22 protein-coding genes are annotated in these 25,530 nt (G+C 73.4%); 11 read left to right on the forward strand and 11 right to left on the reverse strand.

Translation table 11 applies throughout. The features are described from left to right. Positions 1–2 precede the first annotated feature (2 nt). The 3 genes from QYM41_RS08515 to QYM41_RS08525 all read left to right on the forward strand — a co-directional run bounded on the left by QYM41_RS08515 (position 3) and on the right by QYM41_RS08525 (position 3,715). A complete protein-coding gene (locus QYM41_RS08515) occupies positions 3–1,025 on the forward strand; it encodes a TauD/TfdA family dioxygenase (protein WP_368799306.1) in 1,023 nt (340 codons plus the stop codon). Continuing rightward, positions 1,016–2,095, forward strand: coding sequence for a 2,3-diaminopropionate biosynthesis protein SbnB (sbnB, locus tag QYM41_RS08520; RefSeq protein ID WP_368799307.1), 1,080 nt, complete (start codon positions 1,016–1,018; stop codon positions 2,093–2,095). Before QYM41_RS08515 ends, sbnB begins: the two co-directional genes overlap by 10 nt. Before the next feature lie 207 nt (positions 2,096–2,302). Then, entirely contained in the window at positions 2,303–3,715 is a 1,413-nt protein-coding gene (locus QYM41_RS08525; RefSeq protein WP_368799308.1) for an MFS transporter, read from the forward strand. A 72-nt stretch (positions 3,716–3,787) separates the two neighbouring features. On the opposite strand, the gene QYM41_RS08530 is transcribed toward QYM41_RS08525, so the two are convergent. Continuing rightward, on the reverse strand, positions 3,788–5,212 hold the full coding sequence (locus tag QYM41_RS08530) for an NAD(P)H-quinone dehydrogenase (RefSeq protein ID WP_368799309.1): 1,425 nt from the start codon (positions 5,210–5,212) through the stop codon (positions 3,788–3,790). 91 nt (positions 5,213–5,303) lie between these two features. On the opposite strand from QYM41_RS08530, the gene QYM41_RS08535 reads away from it, so the two are divergent. Both QYM41_RS08535 and QYM41_RS08540 read left to right on the forward strand, forming a co-directional pair. Beyond that, positions 5,304–6,116 carry a purine-nucleoside phosphorylase gene (locus tag QYM41_RS08535; RefSeq protein ID WP_368799310.1) on the forward strand — a complete coding sequence of 271 codons (813 nt, stop codon included), beginning with the start codon at positions 5,304–5,306 and terminating at the stop codon, positions 6,114–6,116. A gap of 70 nt (positions 6,117–6,186) precedes the next feature. After that, positions 6,187–7,914 (forward strand): phospho-sugar mutase, encoded by a 1,728-nt coding sequence (locus tag QYM41_RS08540; protein WP_368799311.1) that lies wholly within the window; start codon positions 6,187–6,189, stop codon positions 7,912–7,914. A 189-nt stretch (positions 7,915–8,103) separates the two neighbouring features. Here the strand turns inward: QYM41_RS08540 and QYM41_RS08545 are convergent, their stop codons facing one another. The 3 genes from QYM41_RS08545 to nirD form a co-directional block, all read right to left on the reverse strand. Beyond that, positions 8,104–9,402 (reverse strand): heparan-alpha-glucosaminide N-acetyltransferase domain-containing protein, encoded by a 1,299-nt coding sequence (locus tag QYM41_RS08545; RefSeq protein ID WP_368799312.1) that lies wholly within the window; start codon positions 9,400–9,402, stop codon positions 8,104–8,106. Between the two features lie 163 nt (positions 9,403–9,565). Beyond that, positions 9,566–10,603, reverse strand: coding sequence for an alpha/beta hydrolase family protein (locus tag QYM41_RS08550; RefSeq protein WP_368799313.1), 1,038 nt, complete (start codon positions 10,601–10,603; stop codon positions 9,566–9,568). Between the two features lie 48 nt (positions 10,604–10,651). Further along, positions 10,652–11,059 carry a nitrite reductase small subunit NirD gene (gene nirD / locus QYM41_RS08555; RefSeq protein WP_368799314.1) on the reverse strand — a complete coding sequence of 136 codons (408 nt, stop codon included), beginning with the start codon at positions 11,057–11,059 and terminating at the stop codon, positions 10,652–10,654. A gap of 262 nt (positions 11,060–11,321) precedes the next feature. Between nirD and nirB the strand changes: the two genes are divergently transcribed. Then, positions 11,322–13,955, forward strand: coding sequence for a nitrite reductase large subunit NirB (gene nirB, locus QYM41_RS08560; protein WP_368799315.1), 2,634 nt, complete (start codon positions 11,322–11,324; stop codon positions 13,953–13,955). 12 nt (positions 13,956–13,967) lie between these two features. Here nirB and QYM41_RS08565 read toward each other — a convergent pair whose 3' ends face one another. Then, entirely contained in the window at positions 13,968–15,281 is a 1,314-nt protein-coding gene (locus QYM41_RS08565; RefSeq protein ID WP_368799316.1) for a DUF2252 domain-containing protein, read from the reverse strand. A gap of 150 nt (positions 15,282–15,431) precedes the next feature. Here QYM41_RS08565 and QYM41_RS08570 point away from each other — a divergent pair, with 150 nt between their 5' ends. From QYM41_RS08570 to QYM41_RS08580, 3 genes are read left to right on the forward strand one after another with little or no spacing between them, the layout of a single operon-like run. Further along, the gene (locus QYM41_RS08570; RefSeq protein ID WP_368799317.1) at positions 15,432–15,797 is read left to right on the forward strand and encodes a hypothetical protein; all 366 of its coding nucleotides are present in this window, start codon (positions 15,432–15,434) and stop codon (positions 15,795–15,797) included. Between the two features lie 15 nt (positions 15,798–15,812). Continuing rightward, complete coding sequence (locus QYM41_RS08575; RefSeq protein WP_368799318.1) at positions 15,813–16,022, forward strand: DUF2238 domain-containing protein; 210 nt, start codon at positions 15,813–15,815, stop codon at positions 16,020–16,022. After that, positions 16,019–16,906 (forward strand): alpha/beta fold hydrolase, encoded by an 888-nt coding sequence (locus QYM41_RS08580; RefSeq protein ID WP_368799319.1) that lies wholly within the window; start codon positions 16,019–16,021, stop codon positions 16,904–16,906. The genes QYM41_RS08575 and QYM41_RS08580 overlap by 4 nt, the downstream gene beginning before the upstream one ends. A 171-nt stretch (positions 16,907–17,077) precedes the next feature. Here the strand turns inward: QYM41_RS08580 and QYM41_RS08585 are convergent, their stop codons facing one another. The 4 genes from QYM41_RS08585 to cls all read right to left on the reverse strand — a co-directional run bounded on the left by QYM41_RS08585 (position 17,078) and on the right by cls (position 21,404). Next, the gene (locus QYM41_RS08585) at positions 17,078–17,599 is read right to left on the reverse strand and encodes a hypothetical protein (protein ID WP_368799320.1); all 522 of its coding nucleotides are present in this window, start codon (positions 17,597–17,599) and stop codon (positions 17,078–17,080) included. 664 nt (positions 17,600–18,263) lie between these two features. Continuing rightward, complete coding sequence (locus QYM41_RS08590) at positions 18,264–19,187, reverse strand: metallophosphoesterase (RefSeq protein WP_368799321.1); 924 nt, start codon at positions 19,185–19,187, stop codon at positions 18,264–18,266. Between the two features lie 155 nt (positions 19,188–19,342). Then, positions 19,343–19,768 carry a hypothetical protein gene (locus QYM41_RS08595; protein WP_368799322.1) on the reverse strand — a complete coding sequence of 142 codons (426 nt, stop codon included), beginning with the start codon at positions 19,766–19,768 and terminating at the stop codon, positions 19,343–19,345. Positions 19,769–19,934: 166 nt separating this feature from the next. Beyond that, a complete protein-coding gene (gene cls / locus QYM41_RS08600; RefSeq protein WP_368799323.1) occupies positions 19,935–21,404 on the reverse strand; it encodes a cardiolipin synthase in 1,470 nt (489 codons plus the stop codon). 124 nt (positions 21,405–21,528) lie between these two features. On the opposite strand from cls, the gene QYM41_RS08605 reads away from it, so the two are divergent. Beyond that, positions 21,529–22,665, forward strand: coding sequence for a uroporphyrinogen-III synthase (locus QYM41_RS08605; RefSeq protein WP_368799324.1), 1,137 nt, complete (start codon positions 21,529–21,531; stop codon positions 22,663–22,665). Here QYM41_RS08605 and QYM41_RS08610 read toward each other — a convergent pair. Beyond that, entirely contained in the window at positions 22,647–23,837 is a 1,191-nt protein-coding gene (locus tag QYM41_RS08610; RefSeq protein ID WP_368799325.1) for a heparan-alpha-glucosaminide N-acetyltransferase domain-containing protein, read from the reverse strand. The genes QYM41_RS08605 and QYM41_RS08610 overlap by 19 nt on opposite strands. A 143-nt stretch (positions 23,838–23,980) precedes the next feature. On the opposite strand from QYM41_RS08610, the gene QYM41_RS08615 reads away from it, so the two are divergent. Then, positions 23,981–24,148, forward strand: coding sequence for a hypothetical protein (locus QYM41_RS08615; protein WP_368799326.1), 168 nt, complete (start codon positions 23,981–23,983; stop codon positions 24,146–24,148). On the opposite strand, the gene QYM41_RS08620 is transcribed toward QYM41_RS08615, so the two are convergent. Further along, positions 24,130–25,347: a heparan-alpha-glucosaminide N-acetyltransferase domain-containing protein gene (locus QYM41_RS08620; protein WP_368799327.1), complete on the reverse strand. Its 1,218-nt coding sequence runs from the start codon at positions 25,345–25,347 to the stop codon at positions 24,130–24,132. The genes QYM41_RS08615 and QYM41_RS08620 overlap by 19 nt on opposite strands. Positions 25,348–25,530: the final 183 nt, after the last annotated feature.

Genomic DNA, 25,530 nt, shown 5'->3' on the forward strand with positions numbered 1-25,530 from the left:
CCATGACCGCGAACTCCGCCACCTCCCGCACCTCCGCCCCGACGGAGCTCGACGTCGACGTGCGGCCGGGGGCACCGCCCAGGATCCTGCTCCCTCCCCCGGGCGACGCGGTGGCCTGGGCCCGGCAGCACCGGGACGCGCTGCGGGCGGCCGTCACTCGGCACGGGGCCGTCCTCGTGCGCGGCCTCGGGCTGTCGGACCCCGCGCAGATCGAGGCCGTCTTCCGGTCCCTCAGCCCCGAGCTGATGACCGAGCGGGAGGCCTTCGCCGCCCGCAGGTCCTGGGCGCCCGGTGTGTACTCCTCGGCCACCTGGCCGGCCAACCAGCCCATGTGCATGCACCACGAGCTGAGCTACACGCTCCACGCCCCCGGGCTGATGCTCTTCGCCTGCCGCACCGCCCCGGCCGCCGGCGGCGTGACCGGCGTCGCCGACTCGCGGGCGGTGCTCCGCGACCTGCCCGCGGACCTGGTCGCACGGTTCGAGCGCGACGGCTGGATGCTGATCCGCGCCTACAACGACGAGATCGGCGCCTCCGTCGCCGATGCCTTCGGCACCGACGACCCCGCAGCGGTCGAGCGCTACTGCGCGGCCAACCGGATCGAGCTCGAGTGGCAGCCCGACGGCGGACTGCGGACGCGCCAGCGCCGCGCCGCCGTCGTCCGCCACCCCGTCACCGGGGAGCGATGCTGGTTCAACCAGGTGGCCTTCCTCAGCGAGTGGACGATGGAGCCGGAGGTCCGCGAGTACCTCGTCGACGTGTACGAGGAGGACGGCCTGCCGTTCCGGACGGCGTTCGGCAGCGGCGAGCCGATCGGCGAGGACGTCGTGGCCATGCTGAACGAGATCTACGAGTCCCACACGCTGCGCGAGCCGTGGCGTGCCGGGGACCTGATGCTCGTGGACAACGTGCGGACGGCGCACAGCCGCGAGCCCTACGAGGGCGAGCGGGAGATCCTCGTCGCCATGAGCGACCCGGTGTCGCTCCAGGACACGACCTCGAAGGAGCAGGGACCATGGCGCTGACCGCCGGGCCGAACACCGACCGGGTGCAGGACGCCCCGGAGCAGCGACCCACCATCCCGTCCTTCGCGGTCATCTCCGGCGCGGAGGTCGACCGGGCGCTGCAGGGACACCGGGCAGAGATCGTCGCCCTGGTGGAGGACACCTACCGTCTGCACGGTGCCGGGCAGACGGTCAACCCGCCGTCCTACTTCCTGCGGTTCCCGGACCGCCCGACGAGCCGGATCATCGCGCTGCCCGCCTCCCTGGGCGGACCCGGTGGCGTGGACGGCCTGAAGTGGATCTCCAGCTTCCCGACCAACGTGGAGTCCGGCATCCCGAGGGCCTCGGCGGTGCTGATCCTCAACGACCCCCGGACGGGCTACCCGTTCGCGTGCCTGGAGAGCTCCATCATCAGCGCCTCCCGGACCGCCGCCTCGGCGGTCCTGGCCGCGGACTGGCTGAGCCGCACGCGCGGCCGCCCCACCCGGGTGGGCTTCTTCGGCGTCGGGCTCATCGCCCGCTTCGTGCACGCGTTCCTGGCGGACACCGGGTGGGACGTCGAGGAGGTGGGGGTCTTCGACCTGCTGCCCGGCAGCTGCGAGGGCTTCCGCGGCTACCTCGAACGCTCCGCACCCGGCAGCACGATCACCGTCCACGAGGACGCCGAGTCGTTGATCCGCTCCAGCGACCTGGTCGTGTTCGCGACGACGGCGGGAGAGCCGCACGTCACCGATCCCTCGTGGTTCGCGCACCACCCGCTCGTGCTCCACATCTCGCTGCGCGACCTCGCGCCCGAGGTGATCCTGGCCGCCACGAACGTCGTGGACGACGTGGAGCACTGCCTGAAGGCCCAGACCTCGGTGCACCTGACCGAGCAGCGCACCGGCTCGCGGGACTTCCTCGCCGGGACGCTCCACGACGTCATGACCGGCGCCGTGGAGGTGCCCGCGGACCGGACGGTGGTCTTCTCGCCGTTCGGCCTGGGCGTGCTCGACCTCGCGGTGGGCAAGCACGTCTACGACACGCTCGCCGGCACCGGTGGTCTGCACACGATCGACTCCTTCTTCCACGAGGTCCGTCGCTACGGGTGACCCCGGAGCCCCGAGGGAGCGGCGTCGGCACCGACCGCCCGGCGGTCACGGCCCGGCGGTCACGACCCGGTGGTGACCGCCCGCCGTCCGCCGCGGCCGGCGGAGCTGTCCGGCGTTCCAGGATGTGAGACGGAGGACCGGCATCCGGACGTCGGCACGTAGCATCGGGATCTTGTCCCCGTCCGTTGCTACGACCGAGGTTTCCCCATGTCCTCTTCGGTGACCGGGCAGGACGCCACCGGCGCGTCCGCCCCCTCCCTCCCCCTGTCCGACCGTGTGCCCCGCAGCCGGGTGATCCTCGCGTCCCTCGTGGGCACCACGATCGAGTTCTACGACTTCTACGTCTACGCCACCGCGGCCGTGGCCGTGTTCCCCGCCCTGTTCTTCGCGGGCGAGGACGAGACGGCCAAGCTGCTCGCCTCCATGGCGACCTTCGCCGCGGCCTTCGTCGCGCGCCCCATCGGTTCCGTGGTCTTCGGCCACTTCGGCGACCGCATCGGCCGCAAGGCCACCCTGATCGGCGCCCTGCTGACCATGGGCGTCGCCACGTTCCTCATCGGGCTGCTGCCCACCTACTACTCGATCGGCATCTGGGCCCCGCTCATCCTGACGATCCTGCGCTTCTGCCAGGGCCTGGGGCTGGGCGGCGAGTGGTCCGGCGCGGCCCTGCTGGCCACCGAGTACGCCGAGGAGGGCAAGCGGGCGCGCGCCGCCATGTGGCCGCAGCTCGGCGCCCCGTTCGGGTTCATCCTGGCCAACGGCTTCTTCCTGGTGCTGACCCTCGTGATGGGCTTCGTCTCGGTCGCCGACCAGGGCACCGACCACCCGTTCCTCACCTGGGGCTGGCGCATCCCATTCCTGGCCTCCGTGGTGATGGTGGTCCTCGGTCTGTGGGTGCGGTTCAAGCTCGAGGAGACCCCGGTCTTCCAGAAGGCCCTGGACCAGGGCGAGAAGGTCCAGGCCCCGGTGGTCGAGGCCTTCCGGAGCTCCTGGCTGCAGATCGTGCAGGGCACGTTCATCATGCTGGCCACCTACATGCTCTTCTACCTCATGACCGCCTGGATCCTCTCCTACGGCATCGGCAGGCCCGAGAACGGCGGCCTCGGCATCCCGTACCGGGACTTCCTCGTGCTGCAGCTGCTCTCCGTCCTCCTGTTCGCCGCGATGGTGCCCGTCTCCGGGTGGGTGGCCGACCGCTACGGCCGGCGCAGCTCGCAGCTGGTCATCACCTCGGCCATCCTGGTCTTCGGCCTGAGCTTCGGCCTGTTGATGAACCCGGCCGCCGTCGGCACCGGCGAGGACGTCAGCATGCTCCGCGTGCTGTTCTTCCTCACGGTGGGCATGACCCTGATGGGCCTGACCTTCGGCTCGATGTCCGCGATCCTGCCCGAGCTGTTCCCCACGAACGTGCGCTACACCGGCTCCGGCGTCGCGTACAACGTGGCCTCCATCCTCGGCGCGGCCATCACCCCGTACGTGGCCGTCTCCCTCAACGCGAGCTTCGGCGTGGGCTCCGTGGGGCTCTACCTGGCCTTCGGCGCCGTGCTGACCCTCGTGGCGCTCTGGTTCTCCCCCGAGACCAAGGACGTCGACATGGCGCACGTCGTCACCCGCCGCTGACCCGCGGACACGCAGGCACGCGAACGGCCGCATCCCGGACGGGATGCGGCCGTTCGCGTGCGCGGAGCCGGCTCAGATGTGCACGTGCAGGCGCCGGGCGGCCTCCGAGATCGAGCCCGTGAGGGACGGGTAGATGGTGAAGGTGTCGGCGAGGTCGTCGACGTGCAGCTTGTGCGTGACGGCCAGGGAGATCGGGAAGATCAGCTCGGAGGCGCGGGGGCCCACCACCACGCCGCCGATCACGGTCCCGGAGCCCTTGCGGGAGAAGATCTTCACGAAGCCGTCCTCGACCGCCATCATCTTGGCCCGCGGGTTCGTGGACAGCTTCAGCATGATGGTGTCCGCCTGGTAGGTGCCGTCCTCGATGGACTTCTCGCTCACGCCCACGGAGGCGATCTCCGGCGAGGTGAAGATGTTGGAGGCCACCAGGTGGGTGCGCAGCGGCTTCACGGCGTCGCCCATGAGGTGCGCCACGGCGATCCGGCCCTGCATGGCCGCCACCGAGGCGAGCGGGAGCACGCCCGTGCAGTCGCCCACCGCGTAGACGCCCGGCACGGTGGTGCGGGAGACGCCGTCCACCTTGATGTGCCCGGACTCGGAACGGGCCACCCCGACCTCCTCGAGGCCGAGGTCGTCGGTGGCGGGGATCGCGCCGACGGCCAGCAGGCAGTGCGAGCCGGCGATCTTCCGCCCGTCCGAGAGGGTCGCGACCACGCCGTTCTCGGTGCGCTCCACGGAGTCGGCGCGGGAGCGGTTGAGCACGTTCATGCCGCGCCGCTCGAAGACGTTCTCGAGCACGGCCGCCGCGTCCTGGTCCTCCCCGGGCAGCACCTGGTCCCGGGAGGACACGAGGGTGACCTCGGCTCCGAGGCCTCGGTACGCCGAGGCGAACTCCGCGCCGGTCACGCCGGAGCCGACCACGATCATGTGCTCGGGGACGTCCGTGAGGTGGTAGACCTGCTTCCAGTTGAAGATCCGCTCCCCGTCCGGCTTGGCGGTGGGCAGCTCGCGCGGGAGGGACCCGACGGCGAGCATCACGGCCTGCGCGTCCAGGGTGTACTCCAGCCCGTCCTCGGTGGTGACCTGCACGCTGGTGGGGCTGAGCAGCCGACCGGTGCCGGCGATCACGCGCACGCCCGCCCGTTCGAGACCGCGCTTGATGTCCCGGGACTGGGACGCGGCCAGGCGCAGGAGGCGGGTGTTGACCTTCTCCAGGTCCACGCCGAGGTGGTTGATCTCGTCGCCGTCCATGCTCCCGCCCTGCACGTGCACCCCGAGGTCCGCGGCCTCGGCGAAGCGCGTCATGGCGTCGGCCGAGGCGATCAGCGTCTTGGAGGGGACCACGTCCGTGAGCACCGCCGAACCGCCCAGGCCCTGCTGCTCGATGATGGTCACGTCCGCCCCGAGGCTGGCCGCGACGAGGGCCGCCTCGTAGCCGCCGGGACCGCCCCCGATGATGACGAGCTTCTGGATGGAGAATTCGCTGTGTGCAGTCACCCGGCCATTCTTGCAGGTGCTGCTCGGGCGCGGGAACCGGCCCCGCCGCGCCGGGCGGGCGGGGCCGGGACCATGCGGTAGTTTTGGCCGCGTGGACACAGAGCACAGCGCCGACCCCTTCGACCTCGCCCAGGAGGCCGCGGACGCGCTCCGCCGTGCCACCGGGGTGGACACGCACGAGATCGCCCTGACCCTCGGCTCCGGCTGGGGGCAGGCCGCCGAGCTGATCGGCGAGACCGTCGCCGAGGTCCCCGCCACGCAGATCCCCGGGTTCAGCCCGCCCGCCCTCGAGGGCCACGTGGGCACCCTGCGCTCGGTGCGCACGGCCACGGGCCGCCACGCCCTGGTCATCGGCGCCCGCACCCACTACTACGAGGGCCGGGGCGTGCGCCCCGTGGTCCACGGGGTGCGCACCGCGGCGGCCGCCGGGGCGCGCACCATGATCCTGACCAACGGCTGCGGCGGACTGAACCCGTCGTGGGGCCCGGGCACCCCGGTGCTCATCAGCGACCACCTCAATCTCACCGGCCGGTCCCCGCTCGAGGGCGCCACGTTCGTGGACCTCACCGACCTGTACTCGCCGCGGCTGCGGGACCTGGCCCGCGGCGTGGACCCCACCCTCGAGGAGGGCGTCTACGCGCAGTTCCCCGGCCCGCACTACGAGACGCCGGCCGAGGTGCGGATGGCGGGGGGGCTCGGCGCGGACCTCGTCGGAATGTCCACCGCCCTCGAGGCCATCGCCGCACGGCACGCGGGCATGGAGGTCTTCGGGATCTCCCTGGTGACCAACCAGGCGGCCGGCATCTCCGCGACCCCGCTCTCCCACGAGGAGGTCCTCGAGGCCGGGCAGGCCGCCGGCGCCCGGATCTCCGACCTGCTCGCCCGCATCGTCGCCCAGCTCTGACCGGCCCCGGACCCGGCGGCAGCCCGGGCCCGGCACCCCGGCGCACCGGACACCCCCAGGAGGCCACGCCATGACCACCGGATCCCCCGCCGAGCCCGACCTGCTCGAGGCCGCCCGCGCGTGGGGGGCCGCCGACCCGGACCCGGTGACCCGCGCCGAGCTCGCGGATCTCGTCGAGGCCGCCGGGGGCGGCGACCCCGCCGCCCGGGCGGAGCTGGCCGACCGGTTCTCGGGCACCCTCCAGTTCGGCACGGCGGGGCTGCGGGCGGCCATGGGCGCCGGGCCCATGCGGATGAACCGGGTGGTAGTGCTGCGCGCCGCCGCGGGGCTGGCCGCGCACGTCCTGTCCGCGGACGCCGCGGCGGGTGCCGGCCGGCGTCCCCGCGCGGTGGTCGGCTACGACGCCCGCATCTCCTCCGACGTCTTCGCCCGGGACACCGCCGCGGTGTTCACGGCCGCCGGGATCGAGACGCTGCTGATGCCCTCGGCCCTGCCCACCCCCGTGCTCGCGTGGGCGGTGCGGGCGCTCGAGGCCGAGGTGGGCGTCATGGTCACCGCCAGCCACAACCCGCCGGCGGACAACGGGTACAAGGTCTACCTCGGCGGCCGGGCCGTGGAGCCCGAGGCCCGGGGCTGCCAGATCGTGGCTCCGCACGACCGGCTGATCGCCGAGCGGATCGCCGCCGTCGGCGCCCTCGAGGACATCCCCCGGGCCCCGGACGGCTGGACGGTCCTGCCGGAGACCGTGAAGCAGGACTACCTCGACGCCGTGCTGCCCGGCGCCCCGGGCGCCGGGCGGAGCCTGCGGATCGCCCTCACCCCGATGCACGGGGTGGGCGGGCGCACGACGACGGAGGCCCTGCGGCGGGCCGGCCTCGCCGACGTGCACCTGGTCCCCGAGCAGGCGGAGCCGGACCCGCGGTTCCCCACGGTGGCGTTCCCCAACCCCGAGGAGCCCGGCGCGCTGGACCTGGCCCTGGCCACCGCCCGCGCCGTGGGCGCGGACCTGGTCCTGGCCAACGACCCTGACGCCGACCGGGTGGCCGTGGCCGTCCCGGTGCCCGGCGACCCCGGACAGGACTGGCGGATGCTGCGCGGCGACGAGGTCGGCGCGCTGCTGGGCCACGCCGCCGCACAGCGGTGGGCCGGCCGCCCCGGCGCGGTGGTCGCCAACTCGATCGTCTCCTCCCGGCTGCTGGGACGGATCGCGGCGGCGGTCGGGATCGAGCACCGGGAGACGCTCACCGGGTTCAAGTGGATCGCCCGGGTCCCCGGGCTGGTGTACGGCTACGAGGAGGCGCTGGGCTACTGCGTGGCCCCCGAGGTGGTCCGGGACAAGGACGGGATCAGCGCGGCCGTGGCCGTGGCCGTGCTCGCCGACGAGCTGCGTACCCAGGGCCGGTCCCTGCTGGACGTGCTGGACGACCTCGCCCTGGCCCACGGGGTGCACGCGACCGACCAGCTGAGCATCCGCGTCACGGACCTGGACCGCATCCCGGCGATGACGGCCGCCCTGCGGAACGCCCCGCCGGCGACCCTGGGCGGCTCCGACGTCGTGGAGGTCGTGGACCTCGCCGCCCCGGGCACCGGGCTGCCGCCCACCGACGGGCTGCGCCTGCTCACCGCGGACGGGGCCCGGGCGATCGTGCGTCCGTCCGGGACGGAGCCGAAGCTCAAGTGCTACCTCGAGGTGATCGCCCCGGTGACCGGCCGGGACGCGCTTGCCGGCGCCCGGGCCGAGGCGCAGGAGCGGCTCTGCCGGATCCGGGCCGAGCTCGAGGCCGCCCTGGGCCTCTGACGGCACCGGCTGTCCTGCGCCGCTCGGTCCTGCACCGCTCGGCCCTGCACCGCCCGGTCCAGCCCCGCCCGGTCCAGCCCCGCCCGGTCCAGCCCCGCCCGGTCCAGCCCCGCCCGGTCCTGCACCGCTCGGTCCGAGCCGATGGGGTGCTGCCGGGGGCCTGCCCCGCGGCGCCTCCGCCGCCGGTTCCTACCTCCGGTCCGGTTGGCGCGGGGCGGTCCAGGGCGCCGGCCGCGGCGTCCCGTCGCCGCCGCGGGCGAGGACCCGCCGGGAGATGGCCCGGGTGGAGCGGGTGACCACCTTCTCCAGCGGCCCCTGGCCCAGGTAGCGCTGCCAGAGCACGGCCACGACCGCGAAGACGAGGATCTGCCCCCAGAACCACGCCGCCGGGGCGTCGTAGAACAGCTCGAGCCACATCACCAGCAGGTGGGACACGTAGAGCGTGAACGTCATGGCGCCCATGGCGGTCAGCGGCGTGAGCACCCGGCCGAGGGCACCGGGCAGGAGCAGGAAGACGCCCAGGGTGACCATCGCGATCCCGAGGCTCAGGAGCAGCGAGAACGGGGTGTTCGAGTGCGCGGCGGAGACGAGCAGCCACCACAGCGTGGTGGTCGGCAGCTCCGGATCGGCCCCGAAGACGATGATCTCGTCGATCTGCTCCGCGCTCATGGACGGTGTGGCCGCGGCGATGGCCTCGTAGCCGCCGAGGCGCAGCGCGAGCGCCGAGACGCCCCAGCTGAGGGCGGCCAGCACCGCCCCCACCGCCGTCAGAGCCGCCTGGACCCGGCGGTCGGCCAGGTTCATCCGGCCCAGGGCGATGCCGGCGCAGACGAACGTCATCCACGGCAGGGCCGGGTAGGAGCCGGTGAGGAGGAGGTGGGCGGCGACGCCGCCGGGGTCCTGCACCAGGTCGAGGAGGCTGGGGTTGCTGTAGACGTGCGCCGGGAGCCGGTCGAGGGACCACTGCATGAGGAAGGGCGCGATGAGCGCGAACAGGGCGGCACTGAGGAGCAGGGACCGGATCCGCAGACCGAGGAACGGGATGGCCAGCAGGAAGAAGACGCCGTAGTAGACGAGGATGTTGTGCCACGGCAGCTCGAGGAAGCCCAGCAGGAAGCCGACCAGGGCGATGATCGCGGCACGGCCCACCTGGGCCCATCGGGAGGCCGTGCGCCGGCGGCCGGTGTGCGGGGTGCGGCCGCCCGTCGTGAAGGCCAGGCTCACCCCCGCCAGGGTCGCGAACAGGGCGGAGGAGTGACCCGCGAACAGGGTCCAGGTCAGGGTCGGGTCCCCGGTCTCCTCGACGTACAGGGGCAGCGTGTGCACGGCGACCATGCCGAACAGGGCGAAGCCCCGCGCGGCGTCGACGCCGCGCAGACGCCGGCTCGGGCGGGCGCCTCCCGCGGCGTCGCCTGCGGGACTCCCGCTCGGGTTCAGCACCCCGGTGGTGGCGGCCGTCTCCGGTGGCGGCGTGCGGTCTGCGGACATTGGATCCCCCATGGATCGATCGGTTCGTGCCCCCGGGCCGAGGTCGGCCCCGTCCGCGCCCCCCGGCGCGGCGCCCGATGCCCGCTCGAGGGTCCCGGCGGAGGGACCCACGGCGCACCGGTGCACGCTCAGTGTACTCGAGCAAATGCCGCCGGGGCTCGCCTCAGGAGTCGTCCTGGGACGCTGCCCGCTCCTCGGCGGCGCTCAGTTGCCGCTGGAGGATGCGGGCGTAGGGGAGCTCGAAGTGGTCCACGTCCTCCCGGATCCGGATTCGGGCGTGCCGGTAGCCCTGGTCCTCGTACCAGTGCTGCCCGTCCCAGGCCGCGGACAGGGCGTCGAACTCCGCCTCCGGGTCGGTCCCGTCGTCCTCGGCGCCCACGTCCCAGCGCAGCCGCAGCTCCCGGAGCTGCTCGCGGGTGGGCTCGGCGGAGGGCGAGGAGGGGGCCTGCCCGCCGCCCATCATGATGGCGCCGCCGCCCGGCACGAGCTCCACGTGGTCGGCCAGCAGCTCCTGGCTGATGAACTGGGCCCCGCCGGAGTACCCGGTCAGCCAGGTGCGGGAGCGGTCGATGTCGTACTCGGGCTCGATGCGCTGCTCGACGAGCGCCAGGAACCACTGCGCGTTGAGATCCCGCTCCTCCCACCAGGTGGTGTCCCCGGACCGGTCGGGGGTCCGCGGGACCACCAGCAGCATGTTGTGCTCCCGTGCGACCTCGGCCAGGCAGGACGACGTGTACTGGGGGCTGTCGTACTCGAACGCCCCGTCCCCGTGGAAGTGGTAGACCACGCCCACCGGCCGGTCCCAGTCCAGGCCCTCGGCGAAGACGTGGTAGCCGCTCGTGATGCCGTCGTGCTCGAACTCGAGCTGGAAGCGGTCCTGCCGCTCCTCCCCGGGGCCGAACGCGCGGGCGTCCAGGACGGCCCGGTCGGTCGGGCCGCCGGGGCCGCGGGCCGTGACCCGGACGCCGTCCAGGCCGTAGCGACCGCAGGAGACGGTCTCCGGCGCCTCGGCCTCGGGCCGCTCCTGGTCCCGGCCGACCAGGAGCGCCACCGTGGCGACGAGCAGGAGCACGAGCGCCAGGACGCCCGCCGCGAGCAGGGGCAGTCCGCGCCGGGCACGGCCGGACGTCCGGCCGCGGTGGCGGTCCGGGCGCCGTGACCACGGCCGCCGGAGACCGCGCCAGAGGTGTTGTCGTGTCACCCCGTCATCTTAGGGAGGAGCTCCTGGGAGAACGCCGACGACGTGCCGTCAGGCGGGCAGGCCGACCAGCACCCGCCCGTCCCGCACCTCGACCGGGTGCACCGGCAGGGCCGGTCCGTCACCGGTGAGGCACCGGCCGGTCGCGAGGTCGTAGACCTCCTTGTGCAGCGGCGAGGCCACCGTGACGGCCGTCCCGCGGGAGCCGAGGATGCCGCGGGCCATCACGCAGGCGCCGGTGCGCGGGTCGCGGTGGTCGGCCGCCAGGACCGTGGCCGCGTCCACCCGGTACAGGGCCACCTGACGGCCCGCCACCCGGGCGGCCTCGCCCCACAGGGGCTCGAGGTCCGCCAGCGCGCACACGTCGTGCCACGTGGTGCCGGCCTCCGGGACGGCACCGGCAGGGCTCGGGACCGGGGTCGGGACCGGCGTCGGGGTCAGGGTCGGGGCGGTGCTCATGCGGGGCCTCCTGCGGCTCGGGGACCCGTGCGGCGCACGGGGTGCGTGGGGTGCGGTGGAGCGTCGGGCTCGACGCTAGGCGCGGCCGATGACGGGCACGCACCGGGGCCGTTACGCACCGGTCAAGGCCCGCTCACACGCGGCGGGCCCCGTGGTGAGGAAGCCGAAAGGGGACCGGAACGGCAGGGCAACGGCGGGGCAATCCCCCGCTCCTAGGCTCGACGTCGACGCCCCAGCCCCTCACCAGTTCCCGGAGGTCCCCGTGCCGCGCTCCCCCTTCTCACCGCAGTCCCCGCAGCACGTCGTCGTCGTCGGCGGCGGGCCCGCCGCCCACCGCTTCGCGGAGGCGGTGCTCTCCGCCCAGGACCACCACGTGCGCCTGACCGTGTTCGCGGACGAGCCGTGGACCCCCTACGACCGGGTCCAGCTGTCCAAGGCGCTCACGGGCCCCGAGGGGTCGGTCGACCTGACCCTGGGCGGCGGCACCGTGTGGCAGGACCCGCGGGTGGAGCTGCGCCAGGGGGTGAAGGCCCGGGAGATCGACCCCGCGGCCCGCACGGTCACGGCGGCCGACGGCACCGTGACCGGCTACGACGAGCTCGTCCTGGCCACCGGCTCCGACGCCGCCCGCCTGGACGTCCCCGGGGCCCACCACGCCTTCGTCTTCCGCACCCTCGACGACGTCGCGGGGATCCGCGCCGAGGTCGAGCGGCTGCGCACCCGGTACGGGCGGACCCCGCGCGGCGTGGTGATCGGCGGCGGCCTGCTGGGCCTCGAGGCCGCCGGCGGGCTGCAGGAGCTCGGCGCGGAGGCCACGGTGGTGCACTCCCGCAGGTGGCTCATGAACGCCCAGCTCGACGAGGGCGCCGGCCGCTCCCTCAACGCCCTCATCTCCGCGCGCGGGGTGCGCCTGCACCTGGGCGAGCGCCCCTCCGGCGTGGGGCTGCGCAAGTCCGACGGCGAGGTGTGCGCCGTCGAGTTCCGGGACTCCCCCGACCTCGAGGCGGACCTGGTGATCGTGGCCACCGGCATCCGCGCCCGGGACCGGCTGGCCTTCAACGCGGGCCTGGAGACGGCCCCGCGCGGCGGCGTGGTGATCGACGAGGCGTGCCGCACCTCCGCGGAGCACGTCTGGGCCATCGGCGAGGTCGCCTCCTGGAACGGGGAGTGCCTCGGGCTCGTGGCCCCGGCGAACACCATGGCGGAGATCGTCGCGGACCGGCTCGCCGGCGGGCGCTCCACCTTCGACGGCTTCGACACCGCGACCAAGCTCAAGCTCTCCGGCGTGGACGTCGCGTCCTTCGGCGACGCCTACGGGGAGACCGAGGACTGCCTGGAGGTCGTCTACGCGGACCCCGCCCGTGGGATGTACCAGAAGATCGTGACCACCCAGGACGCGCGGACCCTGCTGGGCGGGGTGTTCGTGGGCGACGCCGAGCCGTACAACGCGCTGCGCCCGCTGCTGGGCCGGGAGCTGCCCGGCGAGCCCGGCGCCTACCTCTCCGCGTCCGGCGGCGAGGCCCCGGCCGGGGATCTGCCCGACGACGCCGTCATCTGCTCCTGCAACAACGTGACGACCGGGGCCGTGCGGGAGCAGATCTCCTGCGGCGTGCACGAGATCGGCGCGCTCAAGACCTGCTCGCGGGCCGGCACGCAGTGCGGGTCCTGCATCCCCATGCTCAAGAAGACCCTCGACGGAGAGCTGGCCAAGGCCGGGGTGGAGGTCTCGAAGGCGCTCTGTGAGCACTTCGAGCTCTCCCGCGCCGAGCTCTTCGAGGCCGTCCGCGCCCTCGACCTGGCCTCGTGGGACGAAGTCGTCGCCCGCTTCGGCACCGGGCTCGGCTGCGACATCTGCAAGCCGGTGGTCGCCTCGGTGCTCGCCTCCCAGCGGGACGAGTACGTGCTCGACTCCGGCCGCGGCGCCCTGCAGGACACCAACGACCGTGCGCTGGCAAACATGCAGAAGGACGGCACCTACTCCGTGGTCCCGCGCGTGCCGGCCGGGGAGATCACCCCGGAGAAGCTCATCGTGCTCGGCGAGGTGGCCCGCAAGCACGGCCTGTACACGAAGATCACCGGGGCCCTGCGCGTGGACATGTTCGGGGCCCGGCTCGAGCAGCTGCCCGAGATCTGGCGGGAGCTCGTGGACGCCGGCTTCGAGTCCGGGCAGGCCTACGGCAAGGCCCTGCGCAATGTGAAGTCCTGCGTGGGCTCCACGTGGTGCCGCTACGGGGTGCAGGACTCCGTGGGCATGGCCGTGGCCCTGGAGCTGCGCTACCGGGGGCTGCGCTCACCGCACAAGTTCAAGATGGGCGTCTCCGGGTGCGCCCGCGAGTGCGCCGAGGCCCGCGGCAAGGACGTGGGCGTCATCTCCACGACCGACGGCTGGAACCTCTACACCGGCGGCAACGGCGGCGCGAACCCCGCCCACGCCCAGCTGCTCGCCCAGGGCCTGGACGACGCGACGCTGGTCCGGTACATCGACCGGTACCTCATGTACTACATCCGCACCGCGGACCGCATGCAGCGCACCGCCCGGTGGCAGGAGGAGCTGGAGGGCGGGATCGAGCACGTGCGCGACGTCGTCGTCGAGGACTCCCTGGGCATCGGCGAGGAGCTCGAGGCCGCCATGGCCCGGCACGTGGACCGCTACGAGGACGAGTGGGCCGCGACGCTCAAGGACCCCGAGCGGCTGCGCCGCTTCCGCTCCTTCGTCAACGACGCCGCCCCGGACGACTCCCAGGACTACGTGCTCGAGCGCGGCCAGCGCCGGCCCGCGACCGACGCCGAGCGCGCCGCCGCCGAGGCCGGCGACGGACCCGTGCTGCTGGCCGGCCCGCGCATCCCCGTGCGCGAGGGCGCCGTCGCCGCCGTGGGCGCCACGACCGCCGAGTGAGGCGACCGGGTGTCAGACGGCCGGCACGGCGCTGATCCCGCCCTCCCGGAACGCCTCGACGAACAGAGCGTGGTCGTGCCGGACCGTGGCGGCGTAGTCCTCGGCGAAGTCGACGAGGTCCTCGACGAACTCCTCCTCCCGGCCCTCCAGCACGTCCATGATGGCGATCTCCGTGCGGAACGGCACGAGGTCGTGGTCGCCGTCCTCGTCCGTGGAGCAGTGGATCTTGGCCGTGGCCTGCCCGAGGTCGCGCAGGACCGGGGCGATCTGGTCGGGCTCGGTGAGCTCGCCCCACTCCAGGTCCAGCGTGTAGGGGGAGAGCTCGGAGACGACGAAGGCCTGACCGTCCAGCACGGTGTGGCCCAGGAGCGGGTCGGTGTGGGTCTGCAGCGACCGCTGGCTCACCACGGCACGGTGGCCGTCATCGGTGAAGAACTCCCGCACCCGCTCGTCGCTCACGATCCGGCTCGGAGCAGCCGTCTTGGCCTGCTTCATGGTGAGCACGATGTCGTTCTCCTGGGCTTCGTCGAAGCCCTCGATGAGCAGGTTGTAGGCCGGCAGTCCCGCGCTGCCGATGCCGAAGCCCTTCTTGCCCACGATGGCCTTGACCTTGTAGAACACCCGGCGCCGGGCTCGATCGCCCTCCGGGAGGGTGCCCAGGTAGTCCTCGAACGCCGTCTCGACCCTGCGGTGCTCGGCCTCGTCCAGCTGCCGGGTGGAGCCGTCCTCGGCGAAGTGCCGCTCGTAGGCGTCGATGACGGTCATCGACTCCAGGAACCGGGTCCGGCGCGCGGTCCGGGCGGCGTGCAGCACGCCCAGGACGGCTCCCTCGGCGTTGTCCAGCCCGAAGGGGAAGTCCGCGCTCCCGTCCTCGACGTAGTCGCGGACCCGGTCGAGATAGGCCCGCAGATAGGTCCGCGCGAGGTCGCGGGCGACCTCCGAGGGCAGCGCCTTCTGCCAGCACAGCAGGGACAGCGACGCCACGAACCGGCGCAGGTCCCAGGAGAAGTGCCCCACGTAGGCCTCGTCGAAGTCGTTGACGTCGAAGGTCAGCCGGCCCTCGCTGCTCATGTAGGTGCCGAAGTTCTCCGCGTGCAGGTCCCCCTGGATCCAGACCCGGCTCGTGCGCTCGTCCGCCCAGGCGTCGTCCAGCTGCCCCATGTCGGCGTAGAACAGGGCCGCGCTGCCGCGGTAGAACGCGTACGGGTCCGCGGCCATCTTCCGGAACCGCGTCCGGAACGCGAGCGGGTTCGCGTGCATGAGGTCCGCCATGGCCTCCACGAGGGTGTCCACGATGTGCTGCCGGCGCTCTGGGGAATCAACCATGCCCCGACGCTAACGACCCCGGCTGGGAACCCGGGAGGAACACGCACCGCATTCCCGCTCCGTCGCCCAGCGCCCGGGGCCCTCATCGGGGTCGAGCTCTGCCGGCGCGGGTGTTGGCGGCCGACGGGCCCGGGGCCGTAGCGTGTGCGGATGAGCACGAGAAGCCGAGCGGGATCATGGGTGTTCTTCGCCGCGGTGGCCGTGGCGGTGGCCAGCGCCGTGTACTTGGGGCTGATGCAGCGCTGGGACGGGATGCTGCGCTTCGCGGCGGTGACGGTGGTGCTGCTGCTGACCCGGCGGGCGAAGGTGCCGACCCCCTTCACCGCGGCCTTCTCGGTGCTGGTGCTGCTGGCGATGTGGGGGTCGGTGCAGCGCTGGTACGCGGAGATCCCGCACTTCGACACGGTCGTCCACGTCCTGACCCCGGGCAGCCTGGCGGCGGTGTCCTACTTCCTGCTGGTCGACGCCGGGCTGCTGCCCGATGCCCGCGAGCCGGGGAGATCCGTCCGGGGGTAGGCGCCGGTGCTCTGGGTGAGCCTGGTCGGCACGGCCGCGGCGGTGCTGTGGGAGTACTACGAGTGGGTGGTCGAGCAGATCAGCCCGCAGGGCATGCTGGTGGGCTACACGGACACGGTCGTGGACCTGTTCGCCGGAATGTGCGGCTCCCTGGTCGCCGGTCTCCTCGTGCTCCGCTGGGCCCGACGGCACACCACACCGACCCGAGGAGCAGGACAACGATGACCGACGTGACATCCTTCGACGGAACCCGGCTGGCGCTGACCACGGCGGGGCCCGCGGACGCCCCGATCGTCGTGCTGGTGCACGGCCTGGGGCTCTCCAGCGACTCGTGGGGGCAGGTCCCGGACCTGCTCGCCGCGGAGCACCGCGTGGTGGCCTACGACCTGCGCGGGCACGCCCAGAGCGGCGACGCCCGCAACGGCGACTACTCCATGGAAGCCCATGCGCGGGACCTCGACGCGGTGCTGCGCGCTGTCGTCCCCGACGGCTCGGCCGCGGTCGTGGTCGGCAACAGCCTCGGCGGGGGCATCATCGTCGCCCGCGCCCACCACTGCGGCACCGAGCGTGTCGCCGGGGCCGTGTTCGCCGGGTCGGGCGGATCCGCCGTGACCTTCCCCGGCTTCCCGGCGCGCGAGCTGCCGGCCCCGGTGCAGGCCGGGCTGCGCCTGGGCTGGATGAAGGTCCTGCGCACCGTCGTGCTGGTCGGCAAGCGGATCCGTTCCCTGGAGGCCGTGTCCGACCGGCTCGTCCGCCGGTTCGCCTTCACCTCCGATGCCCCGCGCGAGACCGTCGCCAGGGTGCGGGAGGACTTCCTGAACAGCCGGCCCCGTGCCCTGGCCCGCACCACGCTGGCCAGCGTCAGCCACGACGGCAGCCGGATGGCCCCTGACCTGGCGGTCCCCACCCTGGTCATCCACGGCAGCGCGGACCCCGAGGTGTCCGAGGACGAGCTGCGCCGGCTGATGGGGGCGCTGCCCGACGGCGAACTCCTCAGCCTTCCCGGGGAGGGCCACATGCTGCCCCTGACCCGTCCTCAGCTCGTCGCGGAGCAGGTGGCACGCTGGGCCGCCCACGTCCTGCCGGCGGGAGACCCCGCCGGAGGATGAGGCGCCGGTCCGTGCAGATCTCCGGGGATCCGCCGCCGGAGCAGCAGGACCCCGTCGAGCCGATGGCCGGACGCCCCCGGCGCAGGACCGTCCGCACAGGGAACGGGGCGGTCCGCACGCGTGCACGCGCGTGCGGACCGCCCCGGGGCCGGGTGACCCGGCCCGCTGTCCTCATTCCTGCTCGAGGACCTCACCGCTGGTGGCCATGATGTAGGGATCGCCCTCGAAGTCCGCGAACGCCTCGTCCTCGAGGTCCACCCCCAGCTCCTCCTCGACGCTCACGACGTCGAAGCCCTCCTGCACGGTGCCCGTGACCTGCACGACCTGACCGTCGTCGAGCGGCGGGATCTCCTGCGACTCCACGATCAGCAGCGGGTCCACCGCGCCGGCGATGGCGAAGGCATCCGGGGAGATCGTCTCGCTCACCTCGGCGGAGAGCGTCACCTGCTGGCCCGTGTAGGTGGTGACGTCGTCGTAGAAGTCCTGGTTGTAGTCCCCCTCGTAGGCCAGGGCCATGGCCCCGGCGTCCTCGGTGGCCGCCGCGGAGCTCTCCACGACCTCACCGTCGGTGACGTCCTCCACGTCCGTGCCGGACTCCGGGCCCTCCGAGCCGCAACCGGCCAGGCCGATCCCGGCCACGGCGGCCATCCCGGCGGCCAGCATGCGGGCGGTGCGTCGGTCTCGTGTTCTCATGGGTCCTCCTTCTGCTCCCGGCCCTCGTCACCGGGCACCGGTCGTGCCCGGCCGAGCAGCCGGATTCTCGACCGTAGGAGCCCGGAAAACGGCCTCACAAGGGTGGATGCCGGGTTCTGCGCACCTTCCGTGCCGATTCCCCGGGCTTGTGCCGGACCTGCACCGCCCCCTCTGCGGGATCCGTTGCGGGATCGTGATCGCCCGGCACGCCGTGCCTTCTCACCGTCCGGAAGCCGTTCCCCTGACCCGTGGCCAGCGGTTGCGGTCGGAGCAGTGAAGGGTGGCGGCGTCCCACCGGCTCGACCCCCGGGACGGCGCCCATGCGCCGGTGGCCGGAGCGAAGGAGTGCGACCGTGAGGCACGTGGCCTCGATGCCGGCCCACTGCCCGAAGGACCTCGGAGCGGTGGACGAGGTGAAGCCGGCAGCCTGTGTCGCCGCCTGCGCCGAGGAGAGCGGGGCCCACGCGGAGCGCCGCGAGCGCTGTCGCGTCTGCGCCGAGGCCTGCCGCTGGTGCGAGGTGGCCTGCATGGAGCTGATCACCGCTCCGGTCCGACAGTGCGGATCGTGTCGGAGCCTGCGGGCGCCGGGCCGCGGGGCAACCGGCCACGGGCATGAACCGTGGCCGGCGCACGCCTCCGACGCCCGTGCCGCCGGCCGGGCGGCTCAGGCCCCGTGCAGCTCGACGGTCAGCAGCTGGGGCGGGGCGTTGATCCGCGCCGGCAGCAGGCTGAAGCCGATCCCGCAGGTCACGAACATCTCGTTGCCCTCGGCCCCGTTGCCGTCCGGGGCGAATCCGTCGGCGACGAGCTCCTCCTCCTCGGTGAGGCCCAGATATGACCACCGGGACAGCAGCGGCACGGCGATCTGGCCGCAGTGCGTGTGCCCGGCCACCGCCATCGGCGCCGCACCGGCCGGCAGTTCGGGGAAGGTGGTGGGGTTGTGCATCGTGACCAGCCGTGGGGCGGCGTCCGGGACGTCGGCGAAGGCCGCTGACGGATCGGCCTCTCCCGCCGAGGACGGCCCCACCCCGACCACGAACAGCCCCGGGCCGGGCGCGCTCCCGGGCACGGGGACGGCCTCGTTGGCCAGCACCTCGATGCCGTGCTCCTCGAAGGCCTCGGTGAGCGCCGCCACGGCCCCGACGGCGTGGTCGTGGTTGCCCATCACCGCGTACACCGGGATCCCGGCCGCGGTCAGCGGTTCCAGCAACCGCGTCACGTGCTGGATCCGCTCCCGGATGCTGGTCTCGCTCTGGTACAGGAAGTCCCCGGGCAGCAACACCGCCGCCGGGTCGGCGGCCACGGTGTGCTCCACCACCCGCTCGATCATGGCGGTGTTGTCCCACCACATGCCCACCTGCAGATCGGAGAACACCATCACCCGAGCCCCCTCCCAGTCCGGGCCCAGCCCGGGGATGCGCGCCTGGATGCGCTCCTCGTCGAGGATCAGCCGTGGCTCGACCGCCACTCCGTACCCGGTGACCAGCAGGCCCAGGACGGCCACCACGGCCACGATGCCCGCGAACCACGACCCGGCACGGCCGCGCCGGTGCCGCCCGCCGTCGTCGGCGTGTGGGGAGGTGTGCATCGATGCCCTTTCTGCTCTGGTCCACGGATCCGGTGGACGTCCCCGGAGCCGTCGGGCGGCCCACCGTCACCGGGGCGCCGAGGGGCACCCCGTACGGGAGGAACCCTTCCCGCCGCGGCGGCGGGAAGGGTTCCCCGTGTCCTGGGAGTGTGGACCTAGTTGTCCTCGATGACCTGGATCTCGTCGGCGACCACGCCGAGATCGAGCTCGCGCTCGATGAGGTAGGACGTCTCGGCGTCCTCGAAGTCGACCCCCCAGTCGGTCTCGAGGTCGGTCTCCACGATCTGGCGGACGGTGCCGGTCACCTGGACCATGTCCCCCTCCTGGAGGTTCTGGTCGGCGGCGTCGCCCCCCACGACGGGGGTGTCGTCCTCACCGACGGTGAACAGGTTCGGGCCCACGATCTCGGTGACCTCGTTCTGCATCGTGACCGTCTCGTTGAGGATCGCCGCCTGGGCGGACGCATCGCCCTCCTGGGCGTCCTGGACCGGAGTCTCCTCGGCGCAGCCCACCATCAGGGCGGAGGCAACGGCGGCCGCGGCCGGCAGAGCAAAGATCTTCTTCTTCGAGCTGGTCGACATGATGTTCTCCATTCGATGTGATCGTTCGCTGCGGACCTGTCCACCCTAGGAGCTCAGCCTCCTTGCCATCCCGGAAACCGGTCACGCAGGAATAACGAAGTCCTGGGCATCACGTCGATCTCCCCTGGTCGCCGGCTCCGTGCACCGCCTCCGGAGATCCCACGGCTCACTGCAGGGCGGAGGTGAGCCGGGCCGTGTTGTCGAGGTACTTCTGGTACCAGGGCCTCGCCAGCCAGTCCTCCAGCTCCAGCTCGTGGCTGTGCTCCCGGTAGTCCGCCACGAGCTCGTCCAGCCGGCCCACGAGGTCCTGGTCGCTGACCAGGAGGTTGACCTCGTGGTCGAGCACGAAGGAGCGGATGTCCATGTTCGAGGAGCCCACCACCGCGGCGTCGTCGTCGATGAGCACGAACTTGGAGTGCAGCACGTACGGGGACCGGTAGAGGTGGATCCGGATCCCGTCACGGATCAGCCGCTCGTAGAAGGAGCGCTGGGCGTGGTGGGTCAGTGCGTGGTTCGAGGTTTCCCCCATGAACAGGTGCACCTCGACCCCGCGGCCCACCGCGGTGCGCAGGGAGTTGTACATCGAGTCCTCGGGCACGAAGTACGGGCTGCACACGGTGATCCGCTCCCGGGCGGAGGCGAAGAGATGGTTGAACAGCTGCAGGTTCGACTCCTGGCCCACGCCCGGCCCGGACGGCAGCACCTGGCAGGCCACGTCCCCTCGGACCGGGCCCCGGTCCGGGGTCGGCTCCTGGATCAGGTCGTCGGTCTCGCAGTACCAGTCCGTGACGAAGAGCGCGTCCAGGTGCCCGACCGCCGGGCCCTGGAGCCGGACCGTCATCCCGATCCACTGCAGGCCCTTCCTGCGGTTCTTCTTCTTGTTGTAGGAACGGTCGATGACGTTCTGCGACCCCGTGAACGCCACGTCACCGTCGATCACGAGGATCTTGCGGTGGTTGCGCAGGTCCGGGCGCTGGTACTCCCCGCGCCAGGGCCGCACGGGCAGCATCCGCCGCCAGTCCATCCCGGCTCCCTCCAGCCGGCGCACGAGGTCCTGGTACCCGGGGTAGCCAGCCGCGCCGAGGTGGTCCACGAGCACCCGGACCGTGACCCCGCGGGCGTGGGCGTCCTCCAGCGCGGAGATCACCGGCTCGGTGCTGGAATCGGCCACGGCGATGTAGAACTCGAAGTGCACGTAGTGCTCGGCCGCCCGGATCGCCTCGGCCATCGCGGCCAGTGACGCGTCGTAGTCGTCGATGATCTCCACGCGGTTCCCTTCGGCCACGGGGAAGGCACCGTTGTGCTGGTTCAGCCGCACCGTCTCGGCCACCCGGTCCGGCAGCCGCTCGAGCACCCGGGCACCGTTCTCGGCGTCCCCGGGATCGATCCTCTCCACCGCCTCCCGCTGCTTCCGCTTCCGGGCCTCGGGCAGATCCGCCCGGCCGAGGAGCAGGAACACCAGTCCGCCCAGGATCGGGAAGAAGAAGATCACCAGCAGCCAGCCCCAGGCCGCCGAGGGCCGCCGGTTGTGCGGGATCGTGCCCAGGGCCAGCAGCCGGATGACCAGGTCGACGGTGAAGAACGCGGCCCCCGCCCACGGCGGGACGGTGTTCCACAGCAGGTGAGGAAAGTCCATCCGGACACCCTACGAGCACTCCCTCAGCGACCACTGGGTCCCTGCTGCCCGATGCGGAGGAGCCCGTGCGGAAACGGAAACCTGGGGAAACACCCCGGTCACAGGGCCGACCTACGCTCGGACCATGACCGCTGCCCCCTCCTCCCCCGGTGACCCCGTCCAGCACGGTGACCTCGGCGAGCTGACCGGCTTCCGCGTGGGCGTCACGGCCCACCGCCGCGCCACGGACTTCATCGCCGCCTTGGAGCGCCGCGGCGCCCAGGTGGTGCACGCGCCCGCGCTGAGGATCTCGCCCGTGGCCGAGGACACCCGGGTGGTCGAGGACACCCGCGCCCTGCTGGCCCACCGCCCGGAGGTCGTGGTGGTGACCACGGCCTACGGTCTGCGCCGGTGGTTCGAGGCCGCCGACGCCGCCGGGCTCGGCGAGGACCTGCGGGACGCCTTCCGGGCCGCGCGGGTGCTCACCCGCGGGGCCAAGGCCCGCGGCCAGGTGCTCTCCCTCGAGCTCGAGGACGCCGAGGCCTGCGAGGACGGGCGGACCTCCTCGGTGGTCGACCGGCTCCTGGCCGACGGCGTGGCCGGCGCCCGCGTGGCCGTGCAGCTGCACGGGATGGCCGACGAGCTCCAGCTGGAGCGGCTCGTGGCCGCGGGGGCGCAGGTGGACACCGTGGCCCCCTACCGCTGGCTCTCCGCCGACGACGGCGAGCGCCTGCCCGCCCTGATCCGCGACGTCTGCGAGCGCCGCCTGGACGTGCTGACCTTCACGGCCGCCCCCGCGGTGGACTCCCTGTTCAGCACCGCGCAGGAGCTGGGCCGGCACGGGGACCTCGTGGAGGCCCTGCGTACGGACGTCACGGTCGCCGCGGTGGGCCCGGTGTGCGCCGGCCCGCTGCTCGAGGCCGGGGTGGAGCCGCTGGTGCCGGAGCGCTACCGGCTGGGCGCCCTGGTGCGGGCGGTGTGCACCCACGCGGTCGAGGAGCGCACCCTCGTGGTGCCCACCCGGCACGGGACGCTGCGGCTGATGAGCACCGGCGCCGCCCTGGAGGGCGAGTTCCTCCCGCTCTCCGACGCCCAGGTCGCCGTGCTGCGGGCGCTCGCCGCACAGCCGGGGGCGGTGGTCCCCCGGGCGCGGCTGCTGTCCGCGGTGCCGGGGCTGGAGACCGAGCACGCCCTGGAGATGGTGATCTCCCGGCTGCGCCGGGTCCTGCCGGCACCGCTGGTGGCCACCGTGATCAAGCGCGGCTACCGCCTGGATCGCTGAGCCACGGCCCGGAGCACGGTGCGGCGGGTGGCGTCCCCGCCGGCGTCGAGGATCCGCTCGAACGGCCCCCGGCCCCGTGCCCGGTGCCAGCCGATGGCGACCAGGACCGCCGCGCCCAGGTGGGCGACGGACCAGAGGACGGAGAGGTCGTACCGGACCTCGGCGGACAGCGCCACCAGGTGGGCGGTGTACAGGCTCAGGGTCGTCGCGCCCACCGCTGACAGCCGCAGCGACCACGCCCCGGACCGCCGGGAGGCCAGCAGGCAGCTCCCCAGCACCAGCAGCGCCACGCCCAGGCCGGCGACGATCTCCCCCACGCCGCTGACCGGCCACGGGTCCGCGCCCCGCGCCAGCACCTGACCCAGCTCGTCCGCGCCCGTCCCGCCGGACGTCAGCACCCGTCCGTGACTGCCGACGGCGTGGGGGACGACGGTGTCGGCGGTCCGGGCGAGGACGACCAGTCCCGCCCCCGCCGCCAGCAGCCGGACCTGGACCCCCGTGTCGCGCAGGGGCATCCGCCCCAGCCCCAGCCCGACCAGCAGACAGGTCAGGTACGGCAGCACCGGGTAGGTGCCGTCCACCAGCAACCGGGAGACCGTCCCGCCCGGGTCCGCCAGCACGTCGGCGAGCGCAGGGTGGGCGGAGGCGGGTGCCGGCAGGACGCCGGCCAGGCCCTGCGCCAGCAGCGGACCTGCCATCCCGAGGACCGCCGCGCCGACGAACAGCGCGGGCGCGGACAGGTGCAGGAACGGAACGGCCAGCACGAAGAGCACCGCGCAGCTGAGCAGGAGGTTGTCCCCCGGGGCGTCCTCGGGCATCAGCGCCCCGATTCCCAGACCCACCACGGCGATCAGCACCGCCCGCACGGCCGTCCCCGCCCGGTCGGCGGCCCGCCATCTGCCCGTGTGCGGGAACCGCCCCCCGGAACCGTGCGCCAGCCCCACCCCGGCCAGCAGCGTGAACAGTGCCACGGAGGCGTCCGAGAGGAGGAGGTGCGGCCAGGCCGGTGCCCGGGTCACGGCGTGGTGGCCGGACAGCATCTGCGCCGACATCAGCCCGATGAGCGCCAGCCCGCGGGCCGCGTCGATGCCGGCCCACCACCCCGGGGGCCTGGGGGCACCGCCCGTGGGCCCGGCCGGGGCGGTGCGCTCCGTTCCGGACGTCCAGCTCATGACTCCCCCGTCCTCCCGGACCCGCCCCGGCACTCGCCGGGGCCGGACCCGATCCGCGTCCGAGGTCCCAGGGCTCCGGGACCGTTCCGGACCCAGGATCTCCGCTGCACGTCGCGGGCCCGTTGCTCCCACCTCACGATTCCGTGAAGTCCAGCGGGCCCGGCGGACGTGGCACGGGAGCGGTGGCGGTCCGCGGTGCCGGGCTGGCGACCGGGCACGCCCCGGGGACGGCGATCTCCCGGCGGCGCCGGGTCCTGGCCTCGCCGCCGGTGGCCGCCGGCAGCGAGCGCGGCTACCGCCTGGACCGCTGAGCCACCGCCCGGCGCACGGGCCGGACCGCCGCGGCCGTCAGCCGCTCCACCGGTCCCGCCCCGAAGGCCCGCTGCCAGGCCAGGGCGAAGAGCACGGAGAGCACCAGGCTCGCGACCAGCCAGAGCATCGGGGCGGTGTAGAACACCTCGAAGGACAGGAACACGAGGTGCGCCGTGTACAGCGTGAGGGTCATGGCGCCGACGGCGGCCAGGGGCTGCAGCCACGCCTCGTGCCGGCGGGCCAGGAGCAGGAACGCCCCGACCACGGCGAGGCTCACGCCGAGGCTCCACGCCACGGAGAACGGCGTGTTGACGTCCGGAGTGGTGAGCACCAGCCACCACGCGGTGGTGGTCGGCAGCGCGCCCTCGGGCCCGTACACGAGGAGGCTCTCGAGCTGCCCCTCGGTGAGGTCCGGGTCGCTGAAGAGCAGCCGCGTGTACACGTCCCCCGCGTACAGCAGCTGCCGGGAGACGAGCTTCGCGGTCACCGCGAGCACGGTGCCCACCACGAGCAGCCGGATCTGAACGTCCCGGCGCCGGAGGTTGAGCCGGCCGAGGGCCAGTCCCGTGAGCACGTAGGCCAGGTACGGCAGGGCGGGGTAGGTGCCGGTCAGGAGCAGCTGCCCGAGCACCGCGAGCGGTTCGGTGACCAGGGTGGCGAGGGTCGGGTTGTACGAGGTGAACTCCGGCAGCGCGCCCCCGGCCCAGTGGATCAGCAGGGGCCCGGCCACCAGGAAGACCGCGGCCGCGGCGAACAGGGGCCGCGGGCCGAGCCCCAGGAAGGGCAGGGCGAGCAGGAAGTACGCGGCGAAGTAGATGAGGATGTTGTAGGCGGGGGGCTCCGGCGGCATGAGCTGGCCGATGAGCAGCCCGAGGACCAGCAGCACCAGGGCGCGCACCACGATGCCCGCCCGGGCCGCGGTCCGCTCGCGGCCCCGGACCGGACGGCGGCCGCCGGAGGTGAACGCCAGCCCCGCGCCGGCCAGCAGCGCGAACAGGGCCGGGGAGTCCCCGGGGAACAGGATCCAGGTGACGGTGGGCCGGCCCGTGGCGGTGTAGGACATGGGCAGGATGTGCACGCACATGATGGCGACCAGGGCGAGCCCGCGGGCGGCGTCGATGCCCGTGGAGCGCCGGGAGTCCCGGCGCCCGGCCGGACCGGTTGCCGCGGGCGGGTTCTCGGTGCTGCGCTCCCTCATGGGTGGTCGTCCTGTTCGTCGGGTCCGGCCCCCGAACTCGGGCTGCGGAGCACAGCTGCGGTGTCGAGCTGCGGAGTCGGGGTGCGGAGGCGGGCCACGGGCCCGACCATCTTCGCACCCGGGCCCCGCCCGGCCAACCGGATCGGGCCCCCGGGAGTGTCCACCCTTGTGCGGAAGCACACG

It is taken from the genome of Kocuria oxytropis (assembly GCF_040981195.1).
GTDB classification, from domain to species: domain Bacteria; phylum Actinomycetota; class Actinomycetes; order Actinomycetales; family Micrococcaceae; genus Kocuria; species Kocuria oxytropis.

Coding starts and splice junctions, on each gene's coding strand:
- QYM41_RS08515 (WP_368799306.1), top strand. CDS start 3: ATGACCGCGAACTCCGCCACCTCCCGCACCTCCGCCCCGACGGAGCTC.
- QYM41_RS08545 (WP_368799312.1), bottom strand. CDS start 9,402: ATGTCCGCAGACCGCACGCCGCCACCGGAGACGGCCGCCACCACCGGG.
- QYM41_RS08540 (WP_368799311.1), top strand. CDS start 6,187: ATGACCACCGGATCCCCCGCCGAGCCCGACCTGCTCGAGGCCGCCCGC.
- QYM41_RS08620 (WP_368799327.1), bottom strand. CDS start 25,347: ATGAGGGAGCGCAGCACCGAGAACCCGCCCGCGGCAACCGGTCCGGCC.
- QYM41_RS08610 (WP_368799325.1), bottom strand. CDS start 23,837: ATGAGCTGGACGTCCGGAACGGAGCGCACCGCCCCGGCCGGGCCCACG.
- QYM41_RS08525 (WP_368799308.1), top strand. CDS start 2,303: ATGTCCTCTTCGGTGACCGGGCAGGACGCCACCGGCGCGTCCGCCCCC.
- QYM41_RS08605 (WP_368799324.1), top strand. CDS start 21,529: ATGACCGCTGCCCCCTCCTCCCCCGGTGACCCCGTCCAGCACGGTGAC.
- QYM41_RS08565 (WP_368799316.1), bottom strand. CDS start 15,281: ATGGTTGATTCCCCAGAGCGCCGGCAGCACATCGTGGACACCCTCGTG.
- sbnB (WP_368799307.1), top strand. CDS start 1,016: ATGGCGCTGACCGCCGGGCCGAACACCGACCGGGTGCAGGACGCCCCG.
- nirD (WP_368799314.1), bottom strand. CDS start 11,059: ATGAGCACCGCCCCGACCCTGACCCCGACGCCGGTCCCGACCCCGGTC.
- QYM41_RS08590 (WP_368799321.1), bottom strand. CDS start 19,187: ATGCACACCTCCCCACACGCCGACGACGGCGGGCGGCACCGGCGCGGC.
- QYM41_RS08585 (WP_368799320.1), bottom strand. CDS start 17,599: ATGAGAACACGAGACCGACGCACCGCCCGCATGCTGGCCGCCGGGATG.
- QYM41_RS08595 (WP_368799322.1), bottom strand. CDS start 19,768: ATGTCGACCAGCTCGAAGAAGAAGATCTTTGCTCTGCCGGCCGCGGCC.
- QYM41_RS08570 (WP_368799317.1), top strand. CDS start 15,432: ATGAGCACGAGAAGCCGAGCGGGATCATGGGTGTTCTTCGCCGCGGTG.
- cls (WP_368799323.1), bottom strand. CDS start 21,404: ATGGACTTTCCTCACCTGCTGTGGAACACCGTCCCGCCGTGGGCGGGG.
- QYM41_RS08580 (WP_368799319.1), top strand. CDS start 16,019: ATGACCGACGTGACATCCTTCGACGGAACCCGGCTGGCGCTGACCACG.